The organism is Pseudosulfitobacter sp. SM2401 (genome assembly GCF_042932805.1).
Lineage (GTDB): Bacteria > Pseudomonadota > Alphaproteobacteria > Rhodobacterales > Rhodobacteraceae > Ascidiaceihabitans.
In genome coordinates this window covers 2,589,306-2,615,432 of record NZ_CP170633.1, presented here as the reverse complement: position 1 = coordinate 2,615,432, position 26,127 = coordinate 2,589,306, and the positions used below count along the sequence as shown (strand labels likewise).

General features: G+C 56.2%; 29 protein-coding genes and 1 riboswitch. Of the genes, 3 read left to right on the top strand and 26 right to left on the bottom strand.

Going from position 1 to position 26,127, the window contains the following annotated elements:
- Nucleotides 1-13 precede the first annotated feature (13 nt).
- From ACFIO0_RS13000 to ACFIO0_RS12935, 14 genes are all read right to left on the bottom strand, one after another.
- Nucleotides 14-841, bottom strand: coding sequence for a putative hydro-lyase (locus tag ACFIO0_RS13000; protein ID WP_390910823.1), 828 nt, complete (start codon nt 839-841; stop codon nt 14-16).
- Nucleotides 842-935: 94 nt separating this feature from the next.
- Nucleotides 936-1,814, bottom strand: a complete 879-nt coding sequence (locus ACFIO0_RS12995) for a LysR substrate-binding domain-containing protein (protein ID WP_390910822.1) — start codon at nt 1,812-1,814, stop codon at nt 936-938.
- A 61-nt stretch (nt 1,815-1,875) separates the two neighbouring features.
- Nucleotides 1,876-2,604: an ABC transporter permease subunit gene (locus tag ACFIO0_RS12990; RefSeq protein WP_390910821.1), complete on the bottom strand. Its 729-nt coding sequence runs from the start codon at nt 2,602-2,604 to the stop codon at nt 1,876-1,878.
- Nucleotides 2,604-3,329: an ATP-binding cassette domain-containing protein gene (locus ACFIO0_RS12985; protein ID WP_390910820.1), complete on the bottom strand. Its 726-nt coding sequence runs from the start codon at nt 3,327-3,329 to the stop codon at nt 2,604-2,606. Before ACFIO0_RS12985 ends, ACFIO0_RS12990 begins: the two co-directional genes overlap by 1 nt.
- Nucleotides 3,326-4,012, bottom strand: coding sequence for a TenA family protein (locus tag ACFIO0_RS12980; protein ID WP_390910819.1), 687 nt, complete (start codon nt 4,010-4,012; stop codon nt 3,326-3,328). The genes ACFIO0_RS12985 and ACFIO0_RS12980 overlap by 4 nt, the downstream gene beginning before the upstream one ends.
- Nucleotides 4,009-4,947 carry an ABC transporter substrate-binding protein gene (locus ACFIO0_RS12975; RefSeq protein ID WP_390910818.1) on the bottom strand — a complete coding sequence of 313 codons (939 nt, stop codon included), beginning with the start codon at nt 4,945-4,947 and terminating at the stop codon, nt 4,009-4,011. The genes ACFIO0_RS12980 and ACFIO0_RS12975 overlap by 4 nt, the downstream gene beginning before the upstream one ends.
- 14 nt (nt 4,948-4,961) lie before the next feature.
- Complete coding sequence (gene thiD, locus ACFIO0_RS12970; RefSeq protein ID WP_390910817.1) at nt 4,962-5,765, bottom strand: bifunctional hydroxymethylpyrimidine kinase/phosphomethylpyrimidine kinase; 804 nt, start codon at nt 5,763-5,765, stop codon at nt 4,962-4,964.
- Complete coding sequence (thiE, locus tag ACFIO0_RS12965) at nt 5,762-6,406, bottom strand: thiamine phosphate synthase (protein ID WP_390910816.1); 645 nt, start codon at nt 6,404-6,406, stop codon at nt 5,762-5,764. The genes thiD and thiE overlap by 4 nt, the downstream gene beginning before the upstream one ends.
- The gene (thiM, locus tag ACFIO0_RS12960) at nt 6,403-7,176 is read right to left on the bottom strand and encodes a hydroxyethylthiazole kinase (protein ID WP_390910815.1); all 774 of its coding nucleotides are present in this window, start codon (nt 7,174-7,176) and stop codon (nt 6,403-6,405) included. The genes thiE and thiM overlap by 4 nt, the downstream gene beginning before the upstream one ends.
- Nucleotides 7,177-7,218: 42 nt before the next feature.
- Nucleotides 7,219-7,307: riboswitch (TPP riboswitch) on the bottom strand.
- 118 nt (nt 7,308-7,425) lie between these two features.
- Nucleotides 7,426-7,944, bottom strand: a complete 519-nt coding sequence (locus tag ACFIO0_RS12955; RefSeq protein WP_390910814.1) for a redoxin domain-containing protein — start codon at nt 7,942-7,944, stop codon at nt 7,426-7,428.
- 41 nt (nt 7,945-7,985) lie between these two features.
- Nucleotides 7,986-9,266 carry a TRAP transporter large permease subunit gene (locus ACFIO0_RS12950; protein WP_390910813.1) on the bottom strand — a complete coding sequence of 427 codons (1,281 nt, stop codon included), beginning with the start codon at nt 9,264-9,266 and terminating at the stop codon, nt 7,986-7,988.
- Nucleotides 9,267-9,269: 3 nt separating this feature from the next.
- A complete protein-coding gene (locus ACFIO0_RS12945) occupies nt 9,270-9,800 on the bottom strand; it encodes a TRAP transporter small permease subunit (RefSeq protein ID WP_390910812.1) in 531 nt (176 codons plus the stop codon).
- A 99-nt stretch (nt 9,801-9,899) separates the two neighbouring features.
- Nucleotides 9,900-10,895, bottom strand: coding sequence for a TRAP transporter substrate-binding protein DctP (locus ACFIO0_RS12940; RefSeq protein ID WP_390910811.1), 996 nt, complete (start codon nt 10,893-10,895; stop codon nt 9,900-9,902).
- Nucleotides 10,896-11,273: 378 nt separating this feature from the next.
- Nucleotides 11,274-11,957, bottom strand: coding sequence for an FCD domain-containing protein (locus tag ACFIO0_RS12935; protein WP_390910810.1), 684 nt, complete (start codon nt 11,955-11,957; stop codon nt 11,274-11,276).
- Nucleotides 11,958-12,283: 326 nt separating this feature from the next.
- Between ACFIO0_RS12935 and ACFIO0_RS12930 the strand changes: the two genes are divergently transcribed.
- Nucleotides 12,284-13,027, top strand: coding sequence for a glucose 1-dehydrogenase (locus tag ACFIO0_RS12930; protein WP_390910809.1), 744 nt, complete (start codon nt 12,284-12,286; stop codon nt 13,025-13,027).
- A 102-nt stretch (nt 13,028-13,129) separates the two neighbouring features.
- Here ACFIO0_RS12930 and ACFIO0_RS12925 read toward each other — a convergent pair whose 3' ends face one another.
- The 12 genes from ACFIO0_RS12925 to ACFIO0_RS12870 form a co-directional block, all read right to left on the bottom strand.
- Nucleotides 13,130-13,816 carry a pentapeptide repeat-containing protein gene (locus tag ACFIO0_RS12925; RefSeq protein WP_390910808.1) on the bottom strand — a complete coding sequence of 229 codons (687 nt, stop codon included), beginning with the start codon at nt 13,814-13,816 and terminating at the stop codon, nt 13,130-13,132.
- A 117-nt stretch (nt 13,817-13,933) separates the two neighbouring features.
- Nucleotides 13,934-15,469: an alkaline phosphatase D family protein gene (locus ACFIO0_RS12920; RefSeq protein WP_390910807.1), complete on the bottom strand. Its 1,536-nt coding sequence runs from the start codon at nt 15,467-15,469 to the stop codon at nt 13,934-13,936.
- Between the two features lie 138 nt (nt 15,470-15,607).
- Nucleotides 15,608-16,540, bottom strand: coding sequence for a 3-keto-5-aminohexanoate cleavage protein (locus ACFIO0_RS12915; RefSeq protein WP_390910806.1), 933 nt, complete (start codon nt 16,538-16,540; stop codon nt 15,608-15,610).
- Between the two features lie 3 nt (nt 16,541-16,543).
- Entirely contained in the window at nt 16,544-17,563 is a 1,020-nt protein-coding gene (locus ACFIO0_RS12910) for a branched-chain amino acid ABC transporter permease (protein ID WP_390910805.1), read from the bottom strand.
- Complete coding sequence (locus ACFIO0_RS12905; RefSeq protein ID WP_390910804.1) at nt 17,560-18,423, bottom strand: branched-chain amino acid ABC transporter permease; 864 nt, start codon at nt 18,421-18,423, stop codon at nt 17,560-17,562. Before ACFIO0_RS12905 ends, ACFIO0_RS12910 begins: the two co-directional genes overlap by 4 nt.
- Nucleotides 18,423-19,133, bottom strand: coding sequence for an ATP-binding cassette domain-containing protein (locus ACFIO0_RS12900; protein WP_390910803.1), 711 nt, complete (start codon nt 19,131-19,133; stop codon nt 18,423-18,425). Before ACFIO0_RS12900 ends, ACFIO0_RS12905 begins: the two co-directional genes overlap by 1 nt.
- A complete protein-coding gene (locus tag ACFIO0_RS12895; RefSeq protein ID WP_390910802.1) occupies nt 19,126-19,854 on the bottom strand; it encodes an ATP-binding cassette domain-containing protein in 729 nt (242 codons plus the stop codon). The genes ACFIO0_RS12900 and ACFIO0_RS12895 overlap by 8 nt, the downstream gene beginning before the upstream one ends.
- Nucleotides 19,855-19,867: 13 nt before the next feature.
- Nucleotides 19,868-21,139, bottom strand: a complete 1,272-nt coding sequence (locus ACFIO0_RS12890) for an ABC transporter substrate-binding protein (RefSeq protein WP_390910801.1) — start codon at nt 21,137-21,139, stop codon at nt 19,868-19,870.
- Between the two features lie 22 nt (nt 21,140-21,161).
- Complete coding sequence (locus ACFIO0_RS12885; RefSeq protein ID WP_390910800.1) at nt 21,162-22,088, bottom strand: 3-hydroxyacyl-CoA dehydrogenase NAD-binding domain-containing protein; 927 nt, start codon at nt 22,086-22,088, stop codon at nt 21,162-21,164.
- A 2-nt stretch (nt 22,089-22,090) separates the two neighbouring features.
- Nucleotides 22,091-22,876, bottom strand: a complete 786-nt coding sequence (locus ACFIO0_RS12880; protein WP_390910799.1) for an SDR family oxidoreductase — start codon at nt 22,874-22,876, stop codon at nt 22,091-22,093.
- Between the two features lie 3 nt (nt 22,877-22,879).
- Nucleotides 22,880-23,233: a cupin domain-containing protein gene (locus ACFIO0_RS12875; protein WP_390910798.1), complete on the bottom strand. Its 354-nt coding sequence runs from the start codon at nt 23,231-23,233 to the stop codon at nt 22,880-22,882.
- Nucleotides 23,233-24,072: a cyclase family protein gene (locus tag ACFIO0_RS12870; protein ID WP_390910797.1), complete on the bottom strand. Its 840-nt coding sequence runs from the start codon at nt 24,070-24,072 to the stop codon at nt 23,233-23,235. The genes ACFIO0_RS12875 and ACFIO0_RS12870 overlap by 1 nt, the downstream gene beginning before the upstream one ends.
- A gap of 148 nt (nt 24,073-24,220) precedes the next feature.
- Here ACFIO0_RS12870 and ACFIO0_RS12865 point away from each other — a divergent pair, with 148 nt between their 5' ends.
- Both ACFIO0_RS12865 and ACFIO0_RS12860 read left to right on the top strand, forming a co-directional pair.
- On the top strand, nt 24,221-24,964 hold the full coding sequence (locus ACFIO0_RS12865; RefSeq protein WP_390910796.1) for an IclR family transcriptional regulator C-terminal domain-containing protein: 744 nt from the start codon (nt 24,221-24,223) through the stop codon (nt 24,962-24,964).
- A 144-nt stretch (nt 24,965-25,108) separates the two neighbouring features.
- Complete coding sequence (locus ACFIO0_RS12860; protein ID WP_390910795.1) at nt 25,109-26,047, top strand: YHYH protein; 939 nt, start codon at nt 25,109-25,111, stop codon at nt 26,045-26,047.
- Nucleotides 26,048-26,127: the final 80 nt, after the last annotated feature.

Below are 26,127 nucleotides of genomic sequence, written 5' to 3'. Positions count from 1 at the left end.
AAGTTGGTTGTTGTTATTTTTTTGGTTGTAGGATGGTGGTTTCTGCGTCCTCAGCCACGTCTGCGATCAACATGTGGCCGGGGGAATGGGTGATACACAGCGGCAATTTCGCGTCCAAAAGAACGTTTTGCGGGGTGACGCCGCAGGCCCAATAGACGGGGATTTCGCCGGGATTGATGTCGACCGCGTCGCCCCAATCGGGCTGTGACAAATCCGAAATCCCAATGTCTGCGGGATCACCAATCGCAATCGGTGCACCGTGAGCATGAGGATAGCGGGCGCTGATATTGCGCGCCTGTTCGACCTGTTCTGTAGGGATCGGGCGCATTGTTACGACCATTTTTCCGGCAAACGGCCCCGCCGGCATCAGATCGATGTTCGAACGAAACATCGGAACATTGCGACCCGTTTCGATGTGGCGCACAGGGATATCGTGGCGCAAAAGTGCGTTTTCAAACGTGAACGAACACCCCAGCGCTACAGTGACCATGTCATCGGTCCAAAGCGCTTTGATGTCGGTCACTTCTTCTGCCAACGCCCCGTCTTTGAACACCCGGTATTTGGACACATCCGTGCGGATATCGATGTCATGACCAAGGGTCGGCAAGAACGCATCGCCGCTGTCGCTAACACCCACAATCGGGCAGGGTTTGGGGTTGCGTTGACAGAACCGCAGAAAGTCCAACGCATATCGCTCCGGTAAGATAGCGAGATTGCATTGGAGCTTTCCTGCGGCAAGGCCAGCCGTATGACCCGCGTACGATCCAACGCGAATTGCCGCTCGAACTTGACCGGGAGACATGTGAACGAGATCGGAATATGCGGTGGTGTGTAAGGTCATGACGGACGCCTATGTAATGTAGGAAATACATTCCACGGATGCGTCAATTCATGCAAATTATCATTTTGTATCAGGTGTGATAGATTTTTTAGAACTACCTTGGATGCGAAACATCCCACTTTTGCGCGACGCCTCTGGCAATTTCTGCACTGTTTTCAACAAGAAAGCTGCGAGGCTCTGACAAATAGGAGGCGGTGAATTCTAACGGCTGTGGCCGGAACCCCGGATCGAATTCAATGATTTGCCCTGACCTAAGGAAGTCTTCGGCCAAAGCGCGTGGGTATGGACCGACGGCGATTCCCGCTGCGATCATTTTCAAACTGGCTGACAAAGACGCTGATGCGTAGACCCGCAGCTGGGGTCCGATGCGCCGTGACAGCTCTGACATCAGCTCTCTGTAGGGGCGCGTTTTGCTGGAATACGAGATGATCGGAATGGCGCTCAGATCGGTTTCCTGGTTCTGGGTTGAGCGATACCAGTGCAAGTCAAAAGGCGGCAAGGCGACGTTTTCGACGGAAAATTCAGACACCGGACCCATCAGAAAAACCAGATCCAAACGTCGCTCCAAAAGCGCGGCGCGCAGGTTCAGCGAGATATCGACGGTGAGGTCCACATTGACCCTTGGATATTGTTCTGAGAACGCTTTCAGAAACTCGGGCAACCACGCTTGGGCAATCGTTTCAGAGGCCCCGACACGAAACAGGCCTGTCGTTTCTGACGGGTTCGCCACGCGCTGTTTGATCTCTTCTTCGACAAACAACATTTGCTCGGCATAAGACAGCAGCAGCGTTCCATGTTTGGTCAGAACGACGTCGCCTTGGCCGCGTTCAAACAGCGGCACGCGCAGTTCTTCTTCGAGGTTGGAAATGCGCGTCGACACAGCAGGCTGCGACAGATTTAGGCGTTCAGCGGCCTTGCGGAATCCGCCGAGGCGCGCAACCCACAGGAATGTTTTGATTTGGTCAAAGGTCATACCTATTCATATTATCGATCAACTTGATTTGGTATCCATAAACGCAACAGCGCTGAACGCGTCAGTGTTTGCTCAGATAGTCAGACGTTTTGGTTGCGACCAGATGCAACAGAAACGTCATGATCGCGAGGGCAAAGAGGCTGGCAAACATCAGATCCGTTTTGGCACGTCCATTCGCGAGCAACATCAGATAGCCCAAGCCTTTGGACGCACCGACCCATTCACCGATCACCGCCCCAATGGGGGCATAAACCGCAGCCAGTTTTAATCCGCTGCCCAAAGATGGCAACGCGTGGGGGATTTTGATCCGCCACATGATGTGCCGCGGCGTGCCGCCCATGGTTCTCGCCATGTCCAGAATGTCGGATGGCACGCGTGTCAGCCCGTCATAAAACGCGGAGGTCACCGGAAAATAGATGATCAACAAGGTCATTACCACTTTGGATGCGATGCCATAGCCGAACCACAGTGTCAGGATCGGGGCCAATGCAAACACCGGAATGGCTTGGGTAAACACCAGCAACGGCATGATCAATCGATGGAGCCACGCCGAGCGTGCAAGCTGGATCGCAGTGACCCCGCCCAAAAGCGTTCCGATGATGAGGCCCAAGCCGACTTCGGATGCAGTCACCATTGCGTTTTGTGCAATCAAGATGCGATTGGCGATCGCAGCCTGCGCAACGCGCGCGGGTGACGGCAGAATGAATTGCGGAACATCGGTGAACCAGACCACGCCCTGCCACAGGAGCAGTGCAAAGGTGCAGGCCGCCAGCGCATAGCACAACCGCATTATGGCGCACCCCGCAGAAAGGACAGCAGATTGGCCTGACATGCCACAGTTTGCGCGGCGTATTGATCACGGATCGGATCGCAGTACGGCATTGGCCACGTGCGCGCTGCGTCTGGTGCCAAGACAATGATTTGATGCCCAAGCCGGACAGCCTCGGCAGGGTCGTGGGTGACCAACAGCACAGTCTTGTCGGCGAGAACTTCGGCGGCAAGCTCTTGCATGTCGGCGCGTGTGCTTGCGTCCAGTGCTGAAAACGGTTCGTCCAGCAGCGCGATCGGCCTGTCCTCCATCAATGTGCGGGCAAGGGCCGTGCGTTGCCGCATTCCGCCAGACAGCGCGCTGGGCTTTTTCAGCAAATGATCACCCAGTCCGACACGGGCCAGCAAGGTTTCGGCCTTTTGCACGTCTGGCTGTTCGCCGCGCAATCGTGCCCCTAGCACGGTGTTTTCCAGAACACTGAGCCAGGGTAACAACAGATCTGATTGTGCCATGAAACTGATGCGGTCAAACAGTGTGGCACCATCTGATGCAGTGACTTGCCCGTCGAATTCACCCGCGCAAGGCAGGCCAGCAATCACGCGCAGCAACGTCGACTTGCCCACACCAGAGCGACCCAAAACGCAGGTCCATTGCCCCGCCGGCAGACGCATGTCGATCGGCCCGAACAGCGGCACGCCTTCGACAGAATACGTGCCGCTTAGGCAAAGCTCTGGCGCAGGGGTCATGACCCGCGCAGCCCCATATCCCAAAACCCGATCTCGAGACGGGTCGCTGTCGAAAAGCGGTTCTGCAAGTGCGCCCACCGTGGGGCGCGTACGGGATCAGGCCCCAAGCGGCGCGAAATGGCACCATCGATCATCTGCCCGACCGAGGTCATAACCGATTGATAGCCATCGTCCGCGTAGGTGTCGATCCAGGCGCGATGGGGCGTGTCCGGCGCGGCGGACCGTGCCAGTCGCAGTCCGATTTCGCCGTAGCCAAAGCAACAGGGCGCGAGGGCAGCCATCAGGTCGAGGAAATCGCCCTGCAGGCCTGCATCCATCACGTATCGGGTGTACGCGAGGTTTTCGACCTCTTCGCAGGCGGCGTATAATGCGGCCTCGTTTATTCCTTCGCCGGCGCAGGTTTGGACGTGCAAGGCCATCTCGTGATTGACCAACGCGTTTACCGTGCCTGCGCAGATTTTCATCTCGTCCAGCGTTTCGGCTTTGACCACGGCCAGTGACCACGCCCGCGCAAAATGCACCAGAAACACGTAGTCCTGGACCAGATAATGAAGGAACGCAGGGCGCGGCAGGGATCCGTCGCGCAGCCCCTCGACAAAGGCATGATGGGTGTAGGCGTGCCACGCATCAGGGCAGCCTGCGCGCCACTGCGTGAATGCGGCCCCATAGGGTGCGCCGGTCATTGCGCCGTCACATCGATGGCGATGTCGCTGACGGGGTTGAGCGTCGGGATCAGGCCTGCGTCGTGCAAAAACGCCTCAAAGCTCGCATACCGACCAGCATCCAACGCAGCGGGCCGCAGCGCAAAGCGAGGCACCGTATCACCCCACGCCCGTTTGTTCAGCTCGTCCTGAAGCTCAGGCGCTGTGCTTGCGAAAATCACCCAACTTTCGGTGGGATGATTGACGATGTATTGTGTCGCTTTTTCGGTCGCAGCCAGAAAACGGCGGATCATATCGACGTCCATTGTGTCTGTATTGGCCACATAAATCAGTTCGTCGTAGGGTGGCAGGCCTTCTTCTTCGACGTAGAAACAACGGCCCGGCACGCCTGCGATATCCATCTGGTTCAGTTCAAAATTGCGAAATGCACCGATGACAGCATCCACTTGGCCCGACATTAGCGCCGGTGACATGGACCAATTCACATTGATCAGCTCAATGTCATCCAGCGACACGCCGTGGGTTTTCAGAACTTGGCCCAGCACGGCTTCTTCGACGCCACCGACGGAAAAGCCGACCTTACGCCCTTTGAGGTCTGCAGGCGTTTTGACGGGGCCGTCGGCCAGCACCAACAAACAGCTAAGCGGGGTTGCGACCAGCGTGCCGACCCGCTGCAATGGCAAGCCTTCGTGAATTTGCAGGTGTAGCTGCGGTTGGTAGGAAATCGCCAAATCCGCTTTGCCCGCCGCGACCATTTTGGGTGGGGCCGAGGGATCAGCGGGGGCAATGATTTCGACGTCTAGGTCTTGCTCGGCAAAATACCCTTTTTCCTGTGCAATGATCACGGGGCCATGATCGGGATTGACAAACCAGCCCAGCAACAAGGTCACTTGATCCTGTGCCAAAACCGGCGATGCCCAAAAGAACAGAACGGTTGCGAAAGATATGTTTTTCATTTTCCGGGTCACTTTCAATACGAGATGAGATTGGCAAAATGGTGGGTTGGTCCGTGGCCTGACCCAACAGACAGGGCACCGGCCTGTTCGATTGCCGTGGCGACATAAGCCTTGGCCGCAGCGGTGGCGTGTTGGGGGGATAACCCTTTTGCAAGGTGCGCAGCCAAAGCAGATGACAGGGTGCAACCAGTGCCATGAGTGTTCGCTGTTTGGATGCGTTTCGCCTCGAACCACGTGAGGTGTTGCGGGGTGACAAGGCAATCGGGGCTGTCCGGCCCATCGAGGTGCCCGCCTTTCATCAAAACAGCGCGTGGTCCAAGCGCACAGAGCGCCAAACCCTGCGCCACCATTTCATCGCGTGTGGTGGCCGTCTGCACACCCAGCAAATGCGCGGCCTCAGGCAAATTCGGTGTCAAAAACGTGGCCAAGGGCAGCAAATGATCGCGCAGCGCCACAACGGCATCCGGTTGCAAAAGCGCGGCCCCCCCTTTGGCGATCATCACAGGGTCAAGCACGATGGGCACGGCGCTATGATCCTGAACTGACAAGGCAACAGCAGCGGCAATATCTGCTGTGGCGATCATGCCGATCTTGACCGCATCCACGCGGATGTCGCGAAAAATCGTCGTGATCTGATCGGTGACAAAGGCGGGTGGGACCAAATGAATGCCGCTTACGCCTTGGGTGTTTTGGGCCGTTAGCGCGGTCAATGCGGCCATGGCAAAGGCCCCGTTTGCAGAGATCGCTTTGATGTCTGCCTGAATGCCTGCACCGCCAGATGGGTCGGACCCTGCGATGCTAAGGACGTTGGGGATCATGCCGGATGCTCCGGCTTGTCTTGCTGAAACGCGCGGGCCGCAGCGCATGGATCGGCATGGCCACAAATGGCAGACACAACCGCGATCCCGTCCGCACCACTTGCGCGCACGTCTTGGACATGGGCTGGTTTCAGGCCGCCGATTGCGATGGTGGGCAGCGGTGACAAGGCAACCAATCGGGCCAACCCGTCAAAACCGATCGGGCGGGCATGGTCCGTTTTGGTCGCTGTGCCAAACACCGGCCCTAGGCCCAGATAGTCCACAACCTTGGGATCAGCCGCTTGGACGGTTTGCGGCGTTTCACACGACAAGCCAAGTATTTTGCCGGCCCCAAGCATCGAACGCGCCTGATCGGGCGGCACATCACCCTGTCCGACATGTGCGCCGTCAACGTCTGCTGCGACAGCGGCCATGACATCATCGTTGATGATAATTGCAACGCCGGACCCTGCCAACGCCTGCTTTAGCGCAAGTGCCATTTCAATACGCTGTGCGGTGGTCGCCGTCTTGTCGCGCAGCTGCACCATGGTGACACCGCCGGCCACAGCGCGGCGAACGGTGGTCACAAGACCCAATGCGGCGCACAGCTGTGGGTCCGTCACAAGGCAAAGGCGCAGTTGGTTTTGTATCGTCGACTTCATGCGATGACCTGCGCAAAATCATCGGGTTGCGTTGCGGCAAGTGCGTCTAGGAAATGCATTTGAAAGCTGCCCGGTCCCTTGGCTAGTTTTGCCGCCGCAGTGCCTGCGACTTTGAAATGCGCAAGGCCGGCCAAAGCGGCATCAAAGGCGGGGCCAGTAGCGCCATAAGCCCCCATCAACGCGGTCTGCGAGCAGCCCAAGGCGGTGATCTGCGGCATCAAAGATGATCCGCCGGAAACACGCGCCTCTTGGGTGCCGTCCGTGACAAAATCGACTGGCCCGGTGATCGCGACAACCGTCCCGAATTCTGCAGCCAGCGCGTGGGCTGATGCGTGGGCCGCATCGACGCTGTCACCGCTGTCAGCCCCTTTGCCCGCGCCGACTTGTCCGGCCAAGGCAAGAATCTCTGACGCATTGCCACGCACAATTGCGGGACGCAGCGCCAACAAATCTTGGGCTGCGCGTTTGCGGTAATCGGAAATGAAATGCGCGACGGGATCCAACACCCACGGAATGTTGCGCGCGTGCGCGATGTCTGCGGCGGCCAGCATACTGGCCAACCACGGCGCCGACAGCGTTCCGATGTTGATCGTCAGGGCACCACAGATCGGGGTGAATTCAGCGATTTCTTCGCTGGCGTGCACCATCGCAGGCGATGCCCCGGCTGCGAGAACGACATTGGCGGCAATATTCATTGCCACGTAGTTTGTCATGCAATGGACCAGCGGGTTTTGGTCGCGCAACGCAATAAGCAGGTCTTGGGGGGCCATTCTGTCTCCTTTTCCGGCGAAAAAGAGACAACGCATGTAGCACGAAGAAACATACGACCTCCCTCCGCCAGCATTATCTGGTTCAGGTTCAAAGGGTACATCTCAGCTTTACAGCGCCCCTGGTTCTGACAGGGGTAGTTGCTTTGGGTCGTGTCGTCAAATGCAATCAGGGGGTGAAGCGCGAAACGCAGGCAGGCGTTTCACGTCAAGGGCCGTTTGCTGGCCTAAAGGGGGCAAGGTGACGTCGGTTTAGACGTTGCCGCGCGGTGGCTTGCCGTTGTCTTTTGTAAAGATCATACCGTCCAGCAATTCGACTAAATCAGGGCGCGCCGATGGCCCGTTCGAAATTGCGATCATCAAAATGCTGCCATCCGGACGCATCACAAAGGTGCCGGGTTCTGCGAACCTGCGATCGGTTTCACCCGATGACAGCGGGTCAGACGCATAAACGCCAAGCGTTTCCATCTGCGCCTCGCTGAGGTCATAGCCAATGTCAAATTCCCAGCCAAATTCGGCCTGATCGGACTGCGCCTTTTCTTGGGGGTCGGCGGACACCACCGCGAGGTCAAACCCCGCCGCCGCCCACTGATCGCGCATGCCATTCAGGATGTTCAGGTATTTCTTGCAGCGACCGCAATGTTTGCCGCGATAAACGATGAACAGCGTCCAGTTTTCGCGTGGTCCACCAACTGAAATTTCGCCGCCCCCCAGTTTGGGAAATGACATCGGGGCAAGGATGCTACCGGGGACAGGTTTGGGCGTGGGCATAAGTTGGGCCTTTCAGTTGGGGATAATCTGCGCAGCTAATTTTAATCGAGAACTGACGGCAACCACAAGGACACTGCAGGAACGTAGGTCACCAAAATCAGGGCGAATAGAATGGCCAGATAGAACGGCCAAATCGATTTCAGGGCCTCTTCGATTTTGATCTTTCCAACGGCGCAGCCGACAAACAAGCAGGTTCCGACAGGTGGTGTGCACAGGCCTAGCCCGAGGTTCACCAGCATCATGATGCCAAACTGGGTTGGATCCATGCCAAGGCCTTTGGCGATGGGCAGAAAGATCGGCGTGCAGATCAGGATAAGCGCCGCCATGTCCATAATCATACCCAGCAAAAGCAAGATGATGTTGATCATCAGCAAAATAATCAGCGGGTTGTCCGAGATCGAAACCAGCAAATCGCTGAGTTTGGAGGGGACTTGATACAGGGCCAAAAGATACGCAAACGACGAGGCAAATGCGATCAGGATCATCACCATTGCGGTAGTGCGCACAGCGCCGGTGACAGCCAGCACGAAGGCGTTCCACGTCAGGGACCGGTAGTAGAATTTGGTCAGGATCAAGGCATAAAGCGCGCCGAAAGCACCGGATTCCGTGACGGTAAAGATGCCGGACAGCGTTCCGCCGACAATGATGACTGCAGTGATAAAGCCCGGGATTGCGTCAGCCGCACTGCGCCCGACTTCGCCCCAACCAGGGAAAGGTTCGGCGGGATATTTGTGTTTGACTGACATCACATAGGCGGCAACAGCAAGGCAGAAACACATCAAGATACCGGGGATCACGCCTGCAAGAAACAGTTTGGAAACCGAGATGCCACCACCCGCAGCGACGGCGAAAATGATCATGTTGTGGCTGGGCGGAATGACGATCCCGGCGATGGACGAGGTCACGGTGACGTTTACGGCAAAATCAGGCCGGTAACCGCGTTCTTTCATAACCGGAATCAAGAGCGAACCAAGGGCTGAAATATCCGCCACCGCAGATCCCGAAATGCCGCCAAACAACATGGACGAAAAGATGTTGACCATCGCCAAGCCACCCTTGAGGTGCCCGACAAGGGCCGCGGCAAGCTTGACCAAGCGGGCGGCGATGCCCCCGTGCAACATGATTTCGCCAGCAAAAACAAAGAACGGAATGGCCAGTAGCGAAAACACCGATACGCCGGCTGTCGCACGCTGAAACGTGATGAGCATGGGAAAACCTTCGTACCAAAAGGCAGAGGCAGCAGCGAGCCCCATGGCGAATGCGACAGGCATTCCAACGACAACAAGTACGCAGAACGTCAGCAAAAGAATGGTCAGACCCATGGTTCAGGTATCCAGATCTTGGGGGACTGTTTGCCAGTCGGAAAATGTAAAGAGACGCAGCATTCCGCGCGCACCCGAGAATAGAAAAACCAACCCGCCGCATGACGTGATCGCCAGCGTTCGAAAGCTCTCTGGAATGTCGAGCATGGGCAACAGCGTGTCCCAGCCAAATTTCATCAGGGTCACACCCGCAAAAAACATCACAGCGCCAAAGGCCGCGAGGGTGAAATCAATCGCGATAATGACGATTTTTTGCACGGTGTCGGGCATCATGTCGCGAAACAGCGACACACCAAGGTGGGTGTTTTCCTTGACGCCCGCGGCCGCCCCGATAAAGGCGATGTAGCAGATCAAAAGCAGCGCCAGTTGTTCGACCCAAGTCGGTGTGACGTTCAAAACGTAACGGCCAAAAACCAACCAGCCAAACGTGGCGATCAGCACCACCAAGGCAATCGAGGCCACAAAGATGCACAGAGCGCGGATTTTATCCAATCCGGCCTCGAGCATCGCAATTCTAGAAGACTGTCCCGCCATCTGGGTTTCCTATTACGCAATCAAATCATGCCTGATCGAAACAAGCAGAACAAAGGCCCGTCTGAAATATCAACGGGCCTTTGTGTGTTTAGGTCGAATTTACTCAGCGTTGCGGATCAAATCGACAAGACCTTGTAGATCGGGGTTTGCCACCAGGAACTGGTCGTAGACAGGGGACATTGCCGCTTGGAACGGGCCCTTGTCGGCGATTTTGTTCACTGTTGTGCCGCCAGCTTGGACCGTTTCCATGCTTGCCGCTTCCCGGGCCTGCCACAGTTCACGCTGCAAAACGGCGCTTTTGTGACCGGCTTCTTTCAGGATCGCTTGCTGCTCGGGCGTGAAGGTGTTCCACGTTTTCAAGCTCATGCACAGGCATTCAGGAATGATCAGGTGCTCGGTCAGCGAGTAGTATTTTGCGACCTCAAAGTGGTTCGTTGACTCGTAGGATGGCGGGTTGTTTTCCGCACCGTCAACAACACCGGTTTTGATCGACTGGTACACTTCACCAAATGCCATTGGTGTTGCGTTGCCGTCCATTGCTTCGACCATGCCAACGAACAAATCGTTGCTCATGACGCGGACTTTGAGACCTTCAACGTCAGCAGGCGTGTTGATCGGGCGGATCGAGTTGTAAAAAGACCGCGCGCCAGCGTCATACCAGCCCAGCGGCACGATACCTTTGGCGATCATGCCTTCACCGATGGCCTCACCAACTGCGCCGTCCATCAATTCGTACATCTTAGGGATCGACGGAAAAATGAATGGCAGCGAAACCACGTTGGTTTCAGGGATCGATTGGCCCATCGGCCCAAGGCTGAATTCACCAAAGTCGATGATGCCAAGGCGAATTTGCTCGATTGCGTCAGGCTGGCTGCCCAAAACGCCGTTATGATAGATTTTGCCGGTGATTTCGCCACCGGTTTGCTCCGCGACGTCCTTCATAAAGGATTCCATCGCGATTGAGACTGGATAGTCCTCAACGTGGATGTTCCAGCCGCGCATTTCGCTGGCCGACGCCAACGTGCCGGCAACAGCCGCAGCACTTACGACAGCAGCCCCCATTAGGGTTTTGCGAAGTGTTGTTTTTAACATCATTTGATCCCTCCCGATCATTTTCAACGCCTCTGCACGTACGTAAATGTCAAAATTGCAGAGGCTGTCCCTGGTCACCAGCATGACGTTAGGGGTCATGGTTGGCAATTGGTATACTAGTATTTTAATTGATGTGACGAGTCAATTCTGTAGAGTTTCAAAGACGCTGTCCCGACCTCGTTTCGGCGAAATGAAACCGGTGGGGTTCAAAAGGGATTGAATTTCAAGGACGTACCAGAGCGATAGAGATCGTGCCGGCTTTGACGGGGATGGACGGTTCCTGTGTCGGGTGACGCGCGACCTTGGAACGAGAGGTCAGGTTTTTCGTGTTCAAGGTGCGGCTGTGAAATGCATGTCAAAGAGTGCGCAAATCAGAAAACTTCAGTCTTCAAAGTACTCAGGATTATGGGCAAAAATTGCGTCAATCGTCGCATCAAGCCGAGACAGATGGACCGCGCCGGCTTGGACGGCACCTGCTTGATCGCCAGCCTTCACCCGGTCCGCAATTGCGCGGTGATCTTCCAAAAGCTGCTCCATACGGTCTTCCTTGGACAGGCTCAGCATACAAAGGCGATCCACATTGGCTTTTTCAAACGAAATGACCTCAAAGGCGAATTCAACTTTGGCAATTTTGCACAATTCTTCGTGGAAAGCGTAGTCCAGCTTGCCAAATTCCTCATAATTCCGCGCGTTAACGACAATCGCCTGATGGGCAAGATGGGCGTCAAGTGCGAGGCCATCAGCCACGGATGCGGCCGCTGCGGCCCGGCGTAACACTTCGGTCTCAACACTAAAGCGCACAAAACGGGACTTGGTGACTGCGCGCCGCGAGAACCGTTTAACCTCGGTCGCTTTTTGTGGTCTGATCAGCAAAAGGCCAAGGTTTTCTAGCCGGCTAAACGCATCCCGTACAGGTTGTCGCGAGACGCCGAATTTGGCTGCAATGTCGGCCTCGGAAATTTTGTCCCCTGGAAGCAACTCAAGTGTGACAAGCGATTTGTGAAGATGTTCGAACACGACATCGACGCTGGTTCTGCGGTCTCTCGTGCGTGCTGTTGAAGACATCATCGTTCCTTTGATTTTGACCAACTTAGTTGATGGCCAGTGATTTTGCCAGCTTTTGCACAGTGCGGCGTGCGCGTAGCAGAGCCCCTTTTCCCAGCGACTGGAATTGCGTCAACCCATCGGGTGGATCGTAGAATGAGATTGTTTTCTATACTAGTATACTAGAAAACTATAGTGATATACAACTTTGAACGGCGCGAATCGTGGCTCCGCTTGTTGGACAATTGGTGGGCCGTCTTAGTGGTCCGCCTGTGGCCCAAGATCGCTTGGTCAAAGGCGCGCGATGTCGAAGAAATTATAAGTCACACCTGCTGGAAGGAAACAAAATGAAGCTTGACGGGAAAACAACTATTATCACCGGTGGTGGCCGTGACATCGGGCGGGCCTGTGCGATTAAATTGGCATCTGAAGGGTCCAATATCGCGATTAACTATTTTGCCAGCAGCGAAGGCGCTGAAAGTGCCGTGGCTGAAATTAAGGCCGCAGGTGGTAACGCATTTGCGCTGCAAGGCGATCTGAACACGCAGGCAGGCGTTGACGCGTTGGTCGATCGCACGGTCGCCGAATTTGGCGGCGTCGACGTGCTGGTTAACAACACAGGCGGCCTGATCGCGCGCAAGACAATTGCGGAAATGTCGCTGGAACATTGGAATTCGGTTATGGATCTGAACCTGACCAGCACGTTCCTGATGATCAAAGCCTGCCTGCCACATCTAAAATCCGGCGCGATCGTCAATCTGGCCAGCCAAGCAGGTCGCGATGGTGGTGGCCCGGGGTCCGTCGCATACGCAGCGTCCAAAGGTGCGGTTATGACAATGACCCGGGGATTGGCCAAAGAATTGGGCCCCGATGTGCGGGTTAACGCCCTGTGTCCGGGCATGATTGATACGGACTTTCACAACATCCACACCGCTGATGCCGCGCGCAAAGGGTTCGAGGCGGCATCGCCGGTCAAACGCCAAGGCGTGCCGGTCGATGTGGCCAATCTGGTGTTGTTCCTTGCCTGCGAAGACAGCGCGTTCATCACCGGTACCAATGTCGATATCAACGGCGGCATGCTGTTCAGCTGATCGATTGCGGGGTGCGTGAGTGACCCAAATAAATTGCCTAGATGGTCGCCCTTTGATCGGGGCGGCCGTGTCGTTTTCGAAATCCTTTGGTCGGTAAGTTCGTTAGTGAACCTGCAACCCAAGCTGGATCAAAAGGTCTGCTGCTTGTCGTTTCGAGATAACAGCGCCTTTGAACTGTCTGGCGTCACCCAACTTTACCCCACCAAGGTCAGCACCGCGCAAATCAGCATTGCCAAACCGGCAATCCGATAGATTTGCATCCCGCAACGAACAGTCTTCGAAAACCGTTTCCCGAAAGTCACAGGATCGAAGATCGGCCTCGGTGAAATCGATCTGCTTCAGCGTCATTTTGCGAAACGACAACTTTGCGAGAAGGGAAAAACCGAACAGGCAATCCTCAAGCTCAAACCCCATCGCATGCGTTTCGCTTAGGTCTGCACCGATCATTTTGCACCCAGCGATTTTTGTCGCCGCCAGTATGGCCCCGCGAAAGCTGGAGTTGCTGTAATCGCCCCCTAAAATCTGCGCTTCGGTCAGCACGGCCCCCAAAAAGCTGGCACCGGCAGACCGACAGCCTGAAAAGACGGCGCTTTCCAGATTGGCCCCGTTAAAAGACGCGCCGGTAAGGTTGCATTTATCAAAGTGCCACCCGGTCATGTCGCAACCTGACAGGTCCAATTCACGAAGGTCGCAATTGCTGAGCACAGCAGTGGTTTGTGCATCAGATAAGCGCGCGACATCAGCAGCTGCCAGTTTTTGATCCGGTAGTTTGTGTGGGGCGTGTTCCATGGCATCACGTCTCGCACCGGATTTTTCCGGTTTCAAGAGGGATGTGGCCTTGGGCCAAAAACGGCTTGGGATAGGGCAGGGGCGGTCCAACAAAACCGCCCCGATCGTCCCTTCGCGTCAGATCGATTTGGGATCCAATTCAACCGACCACAGTTCGGTGTCGCCGCTGTCCATCAGTCGCACTGTCATGACGCCCGTATCTGCCGCGATGTCGACTTTGCCGAAAAACTGTAGGCCGTCGCTGGGCGGCAGGTTTGCTTGTCCTGCCTCTGGATGCTTGGCGAACCGAACCTCGGGTCCAAAAGTGTTGTCGTATTGTGAGGGGCCAAATGTGCCGGCATGCAACGGGCCAGAAACGAATTCCCAGAAGGGATCGAAGTCCTGAAAAACCGCGCGATCGGGGGAATAGTGGTGTGCTGCAGTGTAATGCACATCCGCCGTTAACCAGACCGTGTTGGCAATTTGCGCGGTTTTGATGAACGATAAAACAGCCGCGATGTCGTGTTCACGACCCAAGACCGGACCATCGCCATTGGCCCCGTTTTCCATGGCGCTGTCGCCGTCGCGCACCATCATGCCGATGGGCATATCCGATGCGATCACTTTCCAGGTCGCTGTCGAATTGATCATCTCGCGCTTAAGCCAAGCGAGCTGCTCTGGCCCTAGAAACGGCGTGCCCTCGGCGTCGGTGTTGGCTGTGTTGTCGCCGCGATAGCTGCGCAGATCGATCACAAAGATGTCCAGCAGCGGGCCGTACGCAACCTTGCGGTAAACCCGCATTGGTTCGCTTAGGGTCTGCCGCGTTGGCATCATTTCGTGAAACGCGTGGGCAGCCCGCGATGCCAAAAGCTGCACCGACTTGACGGAATACCGATCATCGCTTGCCAGCACCTCGTCGGGATACCAGTTATTCGTCACCTCGTGATCATCCCATTGCGCGATGATCGGGACGGCCGCATTAAAGGCCTGAACGTTGTGATCCATGTAGTTGTACAAATGCTGTCCGCGAAACTCATCCAGAGTTTCGGCGACTTTGGACTTGGCCGGGGTGACGATATTTTTCCACGTGCTGCCGTCCGCCAACGCCACGGTGTCTTGCAGCGGGCCATCCGCGTAGACCGTATCACCGGAGTGCAAAAAGAAGTCCGGCGTGTGCTTCAACATTGTGGCGTAAGTGGTCATGCCGCCACGGTCTTCGTCGATGCCCCAACCTTGGCCTGCGGTGTCGCCCGACCACACGAAACTGACGTCGCGGTTGCCCATTGGTGCGGTGCGGAAATGGCCTGTCATCGGCTCGGACAAGGTGGCGTCGGCAAGGTCGCTCATCGTCACGCGGTAAAAGATATCCTGATCGCTCGGCAACCCTGTGAGCGCCAGTTTGCCCGTGAAATCGGTGGGCGTGCCAACGGCCAAGGGCGGAACCGCGCGGGCATCGGTCATCATTTCTGTCGTCGACCATTCGACGTGCATTTTCGCTTCGCGGTCCGCGCGCCCCCAGATCATTGCACCGTCATAAGCCACATCGCCCGACATGACGCCGTGGGTGATTTGAGGGCGCGAACGGGCGTGCGAAATTGCGGGCATGGCAAGTGACGTGCCAAGGGCCGCGCCCCCCAACAAGGTTTGACGGCGGGTGAACGAAATACGTGGCATGAGGGAGGCTCCGTGGCTTGCTAAAAGACCACTATGGTGTCCCCTTGTTGCGTAACAGCTGGTCGACAATGATGCGACGGTTTTGCGAAATGTGACACCGCGACGGATCACTCTTTGCAGGAACAATCGCCAGAGTTTTTAGAACTTCACCCGATCGCCACCCTTGAGATCCAGTATCTCGCGGGCTTCATCCGGGGTCGCGACCTGGCTGCCAAGATCCTCGACGATCCGCCGTATTTTTGCGACCTGCTGCGCGTTGGAGGTTGCCAATGCCCCGCGAGAGATCAAAAGACTGTCTTCGAGCCCAACACGCAGATGCCCGCCCATTTGACTGGCCGTCGCAGCCAGCCCCATTTGCGCACCACCAGCCCCCAGAACAGACCAGCGATAATCGTCGCCAAACAGCTTGTCGGCGGTGCGTTTCATAAAGACCAGATTGTCGACGTCAGCGCCGATACCGCCCAGAATACCAAAGATGAACTGGATAAAAATAGGGGCCTTGAACAGCCCGATATCCATGCAGAATTTGAGATTATACAGATGACCCGCGTCGTAACATTCGTGTTCGAACTTGATGTCATGGGGGGCCAGCGTTTCGGCGGCTTCTTTGATGTCGCGGAAGGTGTTGCGAAAGATATTGCCGTCGGATCCTTCGACGTAATCCTTTTCCCAATCAAACGCCCATTCGTCATAACGACCGGCCAGAGGATGGAATGAAAAATTCATCGACCCCATATTCATCGAACACATTTCGGGGCTGAAGGTTTTGGCCGGTTTGATCCGGTCTTGGATTGAAAGGGTAAGCGACCCCCCCGTGGAAATGTTGATGACCGCGTCTGTGGCCTGTTTGATGCGGCCCAGAAACGGTGAAAAATCATCAATGTCGACCGATGGCGCACCGGTTTTGTTGTTGCGCGCATGCAAATGCAAAATGGACGCACCCGCATCCGCCGCTGCAATCGCTTGGGTCGTGATGTCATCATAGGTGTAGGGCAGCGCATCTGACATGGTCGGTGTGTGGATCGCGCCGGTCACAGCGCAGGTAATGATCGTCTTTTGTTGTTTTGCCATGGGTCAGGTTCCTTGGTCGGGGGCGTCGGTGCGGACGCGGTAGCTGAGGGGGAAAAGTTCGAGGTCATAGCGGTCGCGCACCAAGCCCCAAACGCCTTTGGGGGCTTTCAACATGATCACGATGGCCACGACGCCAAGAACGATCAGATAGGTGGTGCCAAGGTCGGCCAGCGTTTCGCGCAGAACAAAGAACAGGATCGTGCCGATGATTGGCCCCTCTAGGGTGCCGATCCCGCCGATGACGACGATAAAGATCACAAAGGCGGTCCAGTCGTTGACCGAAAATGCCGCGTCGGGCGAAATCCGCAGTTTTTGCAGGAAAATCAGCCCGCCGATGATCGAGGTAAAGGCGGCTGTGACCACGTAGACCTCAAGCTTGGTGCGCCAGATATTGATGCCAAGACCTGCGGCGGCGACTTCGCTGTCGCGGATGGCGGTCAGGGCAAGGCCGCGTCGTGATCGCAAGAACAGGTACACGCAGGCGATGACGACAACCGCGGCCCCAAGAGCCAGCCAATAGCTGAGGGCTTCGCGCCCCGAGCGTGACGATGCGAGCGATTTGACAACACCAACCGGCAGTGACGATCCTGATCCACCGCCAAGCGAGGATACTTGGGCAAAGCTAAGGCGGAACACTTCGGCCATGACCCAGGTTCCGATCGCAAAATAGGCCCCTTTTAGTCTGAAGATTAACGCGGCAACGGGAACCGAAAGGATCGCCGCCAACACGCCGGATACGAGCACAGCCGTGATTGGATGCAGGCCCGCAAACATCGTTAGGGCAAACAGCATGTAGCCGCCAAACCCCACGTAGGCCTGTTGCCCGACGGAAACCAAACCGGCATATCCCGCCATCAAATTCCACAGAACGGCAAGCGAGAGGTACAGGTATACCTCGCCAAACAGGCGTAGTTCTGCGCGCCCCGCCCACCAAGGTGCCGCGACCAATATCAATAGCCCCACAGCAGCAATGATCATCGCGGTCTTTGCAGCCGGAGTTGTTCTGGTGATGTGCGCGTTCACTGATCGACCCTCGGGAACAGACCGTTGGGGCGGGCGGCCAGCACCACCAAAAAGGCGATGTGACCCGCAAGCAATTGCCACCCGGGATCAATTTTAGCGCCCAAAGTTTGCGCAACCCCCAGAATGACACCGCCTGCCAGTGTGCCCCACAAATTGCCAAGCCCGCCAATGATCACCGCTTCGAACCCGAAAATCAGCCGCGCACCGCCAACGGACGGATCAAAGCTGGTGCGGATACCAAGCAGGATGCCAGCAATTGCCGTCACGGCCAGCGCCAACGCCATCGCCAACCCAAAGACATGCGCCTTGTTCAGCCCCATCAGTTGCGCAATGTCGGCGTTGTCAGACACAGCGCGAAATCCACGGCCGATCTTGGTGCGGTAGAAAATGAATTGCAGACCCGCGATGACCGCAATCGCGATGCCAAAGGTCAGCAGTGGCAACACGCCGATTGACAGCGCGCCTACGGAAATACTGGCTGTTTCGATTGCGCCCGCGCTTAGCTTTTGGGGATCAGCGCTGTAGCCTTCTAGCATCGCGTTTTGCAGGATCACGGACAGGCCGAATGTGACCAGCAAAGGCGGCAACAGATCATCGCCAAGCGTTTGATTGAGGATACCGCGCTGCACAACATACCCGATCCCGGCCATGGCAGGCATGACGATCAACAGTGCGACAAACGGATGAACCCCTAACATCGTGGTGGCGCTGAGCCCAAGATAGGCGGCCAGAACGATCAGATCGCCGTGGGCAATGTTCACCAACCGCATCACGCCAAAGATCAACGATAACCCCGCAGCAAACAAAGCATAGAGCCCGCCCAGCAACGTGCCTTGGACAATCGCAGAAACCCAATCCATTACGCATCCATCCCGAAATATGCGCGCGTGATCTCGTCGCGGCTGATTGTGTTGGTGCGGCCCTCTAACGACACACGGCCCTCTTGCAGGCAGTAGACGCGGGACGAAACGGCCAGTGCTTTGCTGATGTCTTGTTCTACAATCATCGCTGTCATGCCCTGGCCGACGATCCGTGGCAGGGCGTCATAAATGGTTTTGATGATGACGGGTGCGAGGCCAAGGCTGATCTCGTCGAACATGACAAAATCCGGGTTCGCCATCAACGCGCGCCCAATCGCGACCATTTGTTGTTGGCCACCAGACAGCGTTGCGGATGCCTGGTTTCGGCGCTCTTTTAGCACCGGGAACAAGGTGTAAACCTTGTCCAACGACCAAGGGCCTGATCGACCAACGTGCTGGCCAATCAACAGATTTTCCTCGACCGACAATGACGGGAACAACTGACGTCCTTCTGGCACCAAGGCCAAGCCGTGATAGGCCACCTGATCGGCGCGCAGGGCCCCGATGTTTTCCCCCCGATAGATGATGTGTGACGCAGCACTGGGCAACAGCCCGGAAATCGCGCGCATGAGTGTCGTCTTGCCCGCACCATTCGCGCCGATAATCGCGACGACTTCGCCGGTTTGGATTGTCAGATCGACGCCGAACAACGCCTGAAAGTCGCCATAAAACGCGTTCAATCCGTCAATTTTAAGGATGGGTTCAGGCATCAGCTGTGATCCCCATGTAGATCTCTTTGACCTGTGCGCTGTCCATGATCGCCTTGGGGTCGCCCTCGGCAATTTTGCGGCCAAAATCGATCACGATCAGCTTTTGAACCACAGCCAACAGCGCGTGAACAACATGTTCGATCCAAACAATTGTGGTGCCGTTCGCGTGGATGCGTTTGATGGTTTCAATCAGCGCGGTGCACTCGGCGTCCGTCAGCCCGCCCGCGATTTCGTCCAGCAACAACAGTTTGGGTTTTGCCGCCAGTGCGCGGGCCAATTCGAGACGTTTGCGATCCAGCAGCGACAGGGTTCCGGCCCGTTGGTTCGCGTGTGGCATCAGCCCGGTTTGCGCCAAAACATCCAAGGCCAATGCTTCGGCCTCGCGCGTTCCCAATCCAGCGCCTTGGGTTGCACCCACCAGTGCGTTTTCGAACACCGTCATCCCCCCAAAGGGTTGCGGAATTTGGAACGACCGCGCGATCCCCATCTTGCACCGCGCCGCGGCTGACGTCTGGGTAATGTCGCGCCCGTCAAAGACAATTTGCCCACTGTTTGGGCGCATCGCACCGGTGATCAAATTGAACAACGACGTCTTGCCCGCCCCGTTTGGGCCAAGGATGCCAATGGCTTCGCCTTGTGCCACATCAAAGCTGGTGGCGTCCGCGACGACGACGGCCCCAAAGGATTTGTGCAAGGCATGAACGGATAAAATGGGGGACAAGACGGTTTCTTTCCTAAGACAAAAGCTGCAGTTCACCACCCAGCGGGATGTTTTGTGCCGCGGCGTTGTTGGTGATCACAAGTTCTGTCGCGTCGCCGGATTGTTGCCATTGCCCCGCGACAAGCGGTGTTTTGCTGACATTGGGAACCGGCCCCGTGGCCCAATTCACATTGCCCACAATTGTCGACATGTTGGTGGTCTTGATCGCCTCGACGATTGCCATCGGATCATCCAGATCATCAGCCCGCGACACGATATCACGCACAACTTCGAACAACGCGTGTTTAAAACCGATGGGTTGCGTCCAGGGGCGCCCACTTGCAGCGGTGTACCCATCTGCGAGGTCCTTGGCGCTGTCACCGGTAAGTGATGAATTGAACGGGTGCGACGGGCTCCACCAGATTTCCGAGGTCAGGCCAGCACCGCGATCACCCAGCGATTGCACAAACGACGGGAACAGCAGCGCCTTGCCGATGCTCACGATCTTTGGTTTGAAATTTTGCTGCGCGGCTTGCGCCCAGAACGTCGCAAAATCAGGCGAGATCATATTGCCGGTTACGATTTCAACGCCGGCGTTTTTGAACGCGGTGATGTAGTTTGAAAAATCGTCATTCAGAGGCTGATAGCGTCCGGGATCGGTCAGGGTGAACCCGGCATCAGCCAGCGGTTTGGGAAAACCCAACTCGGGGTGCCCCCACGCGTTTCCATCCGCGTCATTCGGAAACAGCGCGCCGATACTTTTGGACACACCGGCACTGCCCCAAAGGTCGAGGAAGTTCCCGATGACGTCCTCAAGCCCCCAAAAGAAGTGGAACGTGAAATCAAAACCCTGTGCCGGATCGCCGTTACGCCCAAAGAAATAGGGCTGCCACGGGCAATCCGTGGTGATGCAGGGCACTTCGTTTATCTCGGCCTGATCGGCCACCGGGTTGGTGGTATCGGGCGAAGAGGCCGCAACAATGATGTCGACCTCGTCGCCCAAAATCAGGTCGGCGGCCACTTGGGCTGCGCGGTTCGGATTGGACTGGCTGTCTTTCGAGATGATCTCGATTGAATAGGTTTTGCCGTTGTTTTCAACGCCGCCAGACAGCGCCGCATTGATGCCTTGAAGCACAAAATTATCGGCTTCGGCAAAACCGGCGAGCGGCCCGGTGCGCGGGCTAACATGGCCCACCCGGATCGTCGGTGTTTGCGCATAGGCGCGGCTGGTCGTCAGAATGGCGGGGGCTGCAACGGTCGCAGCCAGTCCAGTCAACATTTGACGCCTGTTGGTTTTTGTCGTCATCTTGGCTCCTCCCAAAGCGATGTCAGTCAGGCAAAATTGCCTCCAGTTTTCGAAGATGTTCGGCCACGCGGGCCTTGGTTTTTTCTAGGTCACCCTCGCTCCAGTCGCGCAGGCCGGCACCTGCGGCCATGCCGCTGCGTCCGGCGTCGCGCATGTCTTGCAGGTAGGGGGATGGGGTCGCGCTGTTATCAAGATCAAAGAGAACTTGCGCGTGAATGTCTTGGGTCAGCTCCAGACCAACAAGATCGGCGTTTTCCAGCGGCCCAAGCACGGCAAGCCTGCGTCCAAAGCTGGCTTTGACCACATCATCCACGGTTTCTGCCGAACAGATGCCGTTTTCCACAAGGGAAATCGCCTCGCGCCACAGCGCGTGTTGCAGACGGTTTCCGATAAAACCGGGCACGTCTTTTTCGACCATCGCAGGGGTCTTGCCTGCGTGGGCCAGCAGATCAAACATCACCTTCGCCAAGGCCGGATCCGTCCATTCAGTTTTCACAACCTCGACCAGCGGGATCATGTGCGGCGGGTTCCACCAGTGGGTGCCGAGCGCGCGGTGACGCCCCTGTAGGTTCGCCATGATCTGGGTGATCGGGATCACAGAAGTGTTGGATGCAAGGATCGCATCCGGCAGCGCATGCGCCTCGATGTCTGCGAAAATGGCTTGCTTTAGCTCCAGCTTTTCGGGGGCAGCTTCGAATACAAATTCAGCGTCGATGACGGCTTCGGCTGTGGTCTGCATCAAGGTCACCCGAGACAACGTTGCCGCCAATTCTGACGGGGTTGCGCCGATCAGGCACAGGCTGTCTGCGATCCGTTCCATGGTCGACATCAGAATGTCGGTACTGGGGTCTGCAATGCGAACAGAGTGACCAGCGCGCGCAAAGGTCAAAGCAATGCCGTGGCCCATCAAGCCCGCCCCGATCACTGCGATTTTGTTGCGTAATGTCATGTCTATCCCGCCGTATAGCCGCCGTCGGCGTATAAGATGTGGCCGGTGTAAAAATCCGATGCTTTGGACGACAGGAACAGCAAAGGTCCTGCTAGATCCTCGGGTTCGCCCAAGCGACCCTTTGGGACGCGGGCAAGGAAACCATCGCGCACGGCGGTTGCGGCCGGGGTTTCCTCGAACATCCAAGCGGTAAGCGGTGAGCGAAACACAGTTGGGGCGATCGCGTTAACCGTAATGCCCGTTGGCCCAAGTTCGCAGCCCAAGGCCTTGGTCATCCCGTCAACGGCAGCTTTGGACGCGCAATAGGCGGTGTAGCCTGCCGGATGTCCTAAAAGTCCGCGCGCGGATGATACAAAAACGATTTTGCCACCTGCGCCTTGGGCCTTCATCTGTGCGGTGGCCGCACGCGCGATTAACCATGATTGCGTGACATTGGCGTCCATGACGGACCCGAAGGTGTCGGGTGCCATGTCTTCGATCCTGGCCACTTTGTTCATCCCCGATGCGACGACTAAAATGTCGATTTGCCCAAACGCCTTGACGGTTTCTGCGATCATTTTTTTGCAGGCGGTTTCACTGTCCGGGCGGGCGTTTACTTGATGCGTTTCGCCGGTGCAGCGGTCGGCCACGTCAGCCATCGTTTTGGCGTTTCCTGCGGCCAGAACGACTTTGCAACCAGCACCAGACAAGCACTGCGCGGCAACTGCGCCAAATGCACCGGACGCACCGGTGATCAAAGCCACCTTACCGGCGACATCGAACATAAGATGTGGGTGATCGAGTGACATGATCTACTCCGGTTGCTGTGTGTCGGGATACGGGATCACAACGAGCATTTTGCAAATGTGGTTCGTCTGATTTTCGATTTTACGGACCTCGTTTGCGGGTATCGTGCAACTGTCCATGGCCCGCAGAACGGTTTGCACATCGTCGATTTCGACCGTCATTTCGCCCTCAAGAACCACATAGACCTTTTCAAACGGGGTGCTGTCGGGGCCAGCGCCACCACCGGGTAGAAATTGGGAAAACCCGATCCATTGGTTTTTCGGACCCCCATCTTCAAACCCTTGCAACCGCAGTCCGGTGACGCCCCAGTGGTTGGGCGCATCATAGGTCTGCGCATCTGCGAAACGTTTGAGGTGCATTAAAACGCGTCCCCGGCTTCGATGCGGTAGGCCTGTTTTTTGTCGGTCATCGCAACAAGGCGAATGATGCAGCCGTCGCCGCGATCCCAGTTCCATGGGAAAAACGCGAATGTGACGCGTTTGCCGGTCACAGAATCCAGATCGCCGCCAACGTTTTCGATCCCGAGGATTCCGTTTTTGAACAGCGTATTGTGCACCGGTTCCCACTCTGGGAAATCATCTTTCCAGTCCACACCGCCTGACCATTCAAAGTACTCTTGTTCGAGGTGCGGATGGATCGGACCGTTGCGTTGCGGGCCGATTGCAGTGGCAAGCGGGTGGTCATTGGCTTGGGTGTCATGACCGACAACCTTTACGCCTTTTTCGACCATCCAATCGGCGGCGGACTGCACCAAGCCAGGGCAGTAGGCAAAATAATCGCCGTCTTCGTATTGCTTGTGCCAACCGGTGTTGATGATCAAAACATCGCCTTTGCGGATTGCGTGACCACAGGCTTCTTCCAGATCTTCGCCGGTGATTTTTTCCCATTTCTGTTTCGGAATCGACACGACCAGACCGGATCCAAAGAAATGCGGCAGTGGCACTTCGTCAATGAACGGCGTGCCCTGTACGACGTGGGCAGGGGCATCGATGTGCGTTGTGACGTGCATCGTGGTGGTGATGGTTTGGCTCAGCACACCGGATTTCGCCATGTAGTGCTTTCGCTTGATATCGACGTCGTCAAAATACGGCCAATTGGGGCATTGGTATCCGAACCGATGGCTCAAATTGACAAACTCCAGCCCCATATCGTTGTCCAAATTGGCCTGAAATTCAATTCCGCGAACTGTAACAGTCATCGCATTTCCTCAAGTAAATTTCCCAGTGTTCCACATAATGGTGCAATATGTACCGCATAGCGGTCAAGTATTGAATTCCAAAGGCGCGTTTTGTAGACTACACAAGGCCGTACCGGCGGCTCGGAAATGCAAAAGTGAGACAGTAAAAGTGAACGATGCGCAAAGAATACAAGGCATTCAGGTCATTACCCGCGCCGCAGACATCCTGCGTGTTTTGGGGAAAAATACCGATGGGCTTAGCCTTGGGCAAATCGCCAACCAAGTCGAACTGCCCCGCTCTACGGTACAGCGGATCGTAAGCGCACTTTCGCTTGAGGGCTTTGTTGCGACCGACGGGGGGCAAGGGCGAATCAGGTTGGGTCCGGAAATCCAGAGCCTGTCAAAAGCCCCGGTGTTCGATCTGCGCGCGCGTCTGCGTCCGGTCATGAAAGAGATATCTGCCGCCACATCGGAAACCGTGGATCTGGCGGTTCTGGAAGGTCGCAAGATGCGGTTTATCGATCAGGTCATCGGTAGCCAGCGCCTTAGAACGGTGTCCAGCATCGGCGAAACTTTTCCTCTGACCACCACCGCAAATGGCAAAGCCGCCCTTGCGTGTCTGGACGAGACTGCCGCAGAAAAACTGATTTTGTCCGAGCTGTCAGAGAATCCTGAGTTCGATATTCAACTTGGCCCGCTTTTGAAGGAGCTGTCGCGAATACGGGCGGGTGAATTGGCCCGCGACGAGAACGATCACACCGACGGCGTCAGTGCGTTGGGCTTTGCGATTGCAGGACATAACGGCGATGTTTTTGCCATTTCGGTGCCAGCGCCAAGCAGTCGATTTGTGTCTGTGGAGCCTGATCTTAGAAAATGCATGGAAGCGAGCAGGGCCGCGTTTCTCAAAACCTAACGCGCCGCACAAAATAAACCGACGGAAAGTCCGCGGAGCTACGTAGTAGTGACAACCGGAGTGCAAACCTGCGCCCCCAAAACGCGACACCAGCTGATTGGACGTGCCATGAAATTCCTTCCGCCTCCATTTTTTGCATGCCTTTTGGCTACCCCGTCGCTGGCTGACACCCAATCGGACCAATTGCATTCCATCGGGCATTTCTTTGAAAATGCGAACGTGGTTTCTGGCCCCGAGATCGTCGATTGCACGCTGTCTGGCGGCACACAGACAAAGTGTTTTTCAATTACGGTCAAGGCAGACCCCAAGTCTTATACACCGGGGCCGTGGTGCCCGACGTCGATAGACGACACCGCCGAAAAGGGTGGCATCTGGCTAAAGGACGGAACCGTGCATGACGTCGACGGGGCGTTCATTTCCGGCTTGGCAACGATGTATGATGACGAAGAATGGCAGCTGTTCGATGAGGCCACGGGCAAGATACGCGTGACCGATAGCAAGGCGGCCTGCGAGGCGGCTGCGCGCCCCGACGTTGATCCAGAATTTAACAACTATTGTGTGCAATGCCTGCCAGAATATATGCCGGATGATGCAACAATGACCTATGTAATTCCGTTAGAACCGCAGCGTACTTGGCGCACGAACCCGACGAATGCCTCAGGGTCAGGGGTGGCAAACAATGGCATCCGCCTCGATGGACCTGCCCCTGTGGACGACATTCTTGCCGCACACACCATTGCGCCATTTGATGATTGTGGTGGGCACGTGAACCCCCATGTCGGCTATCATTACCATGCTGTGACCGACTGTTTGACGGGCGCAGAAACGGCCACAGGCCACGCATCACAGATCGGGATTGCAATGGACGGGTATGGCATTTTCGACAATTTGCTGTCCGATGGTTCTGGCGCAGATGATCTGGATAAATGCGGCGGGCATGAAACCGAGACGCTGGGCTATCACTATCATGCTGGCGATGCTGGATCGAACGCCATCGTGTCATGCCTGCGCGCCGAAGCAGGTTGCGCGTTGGAAGACCCGAATCAAGTCTGTGATGCATCTGCACGGCCTCAGCGACCCTAATTGGTTCGTAATTTATAGTGATATTTGTAACGTAATTACATTAATATCGATATTTTTTGCAATCCGTAAAAATGTCTTTA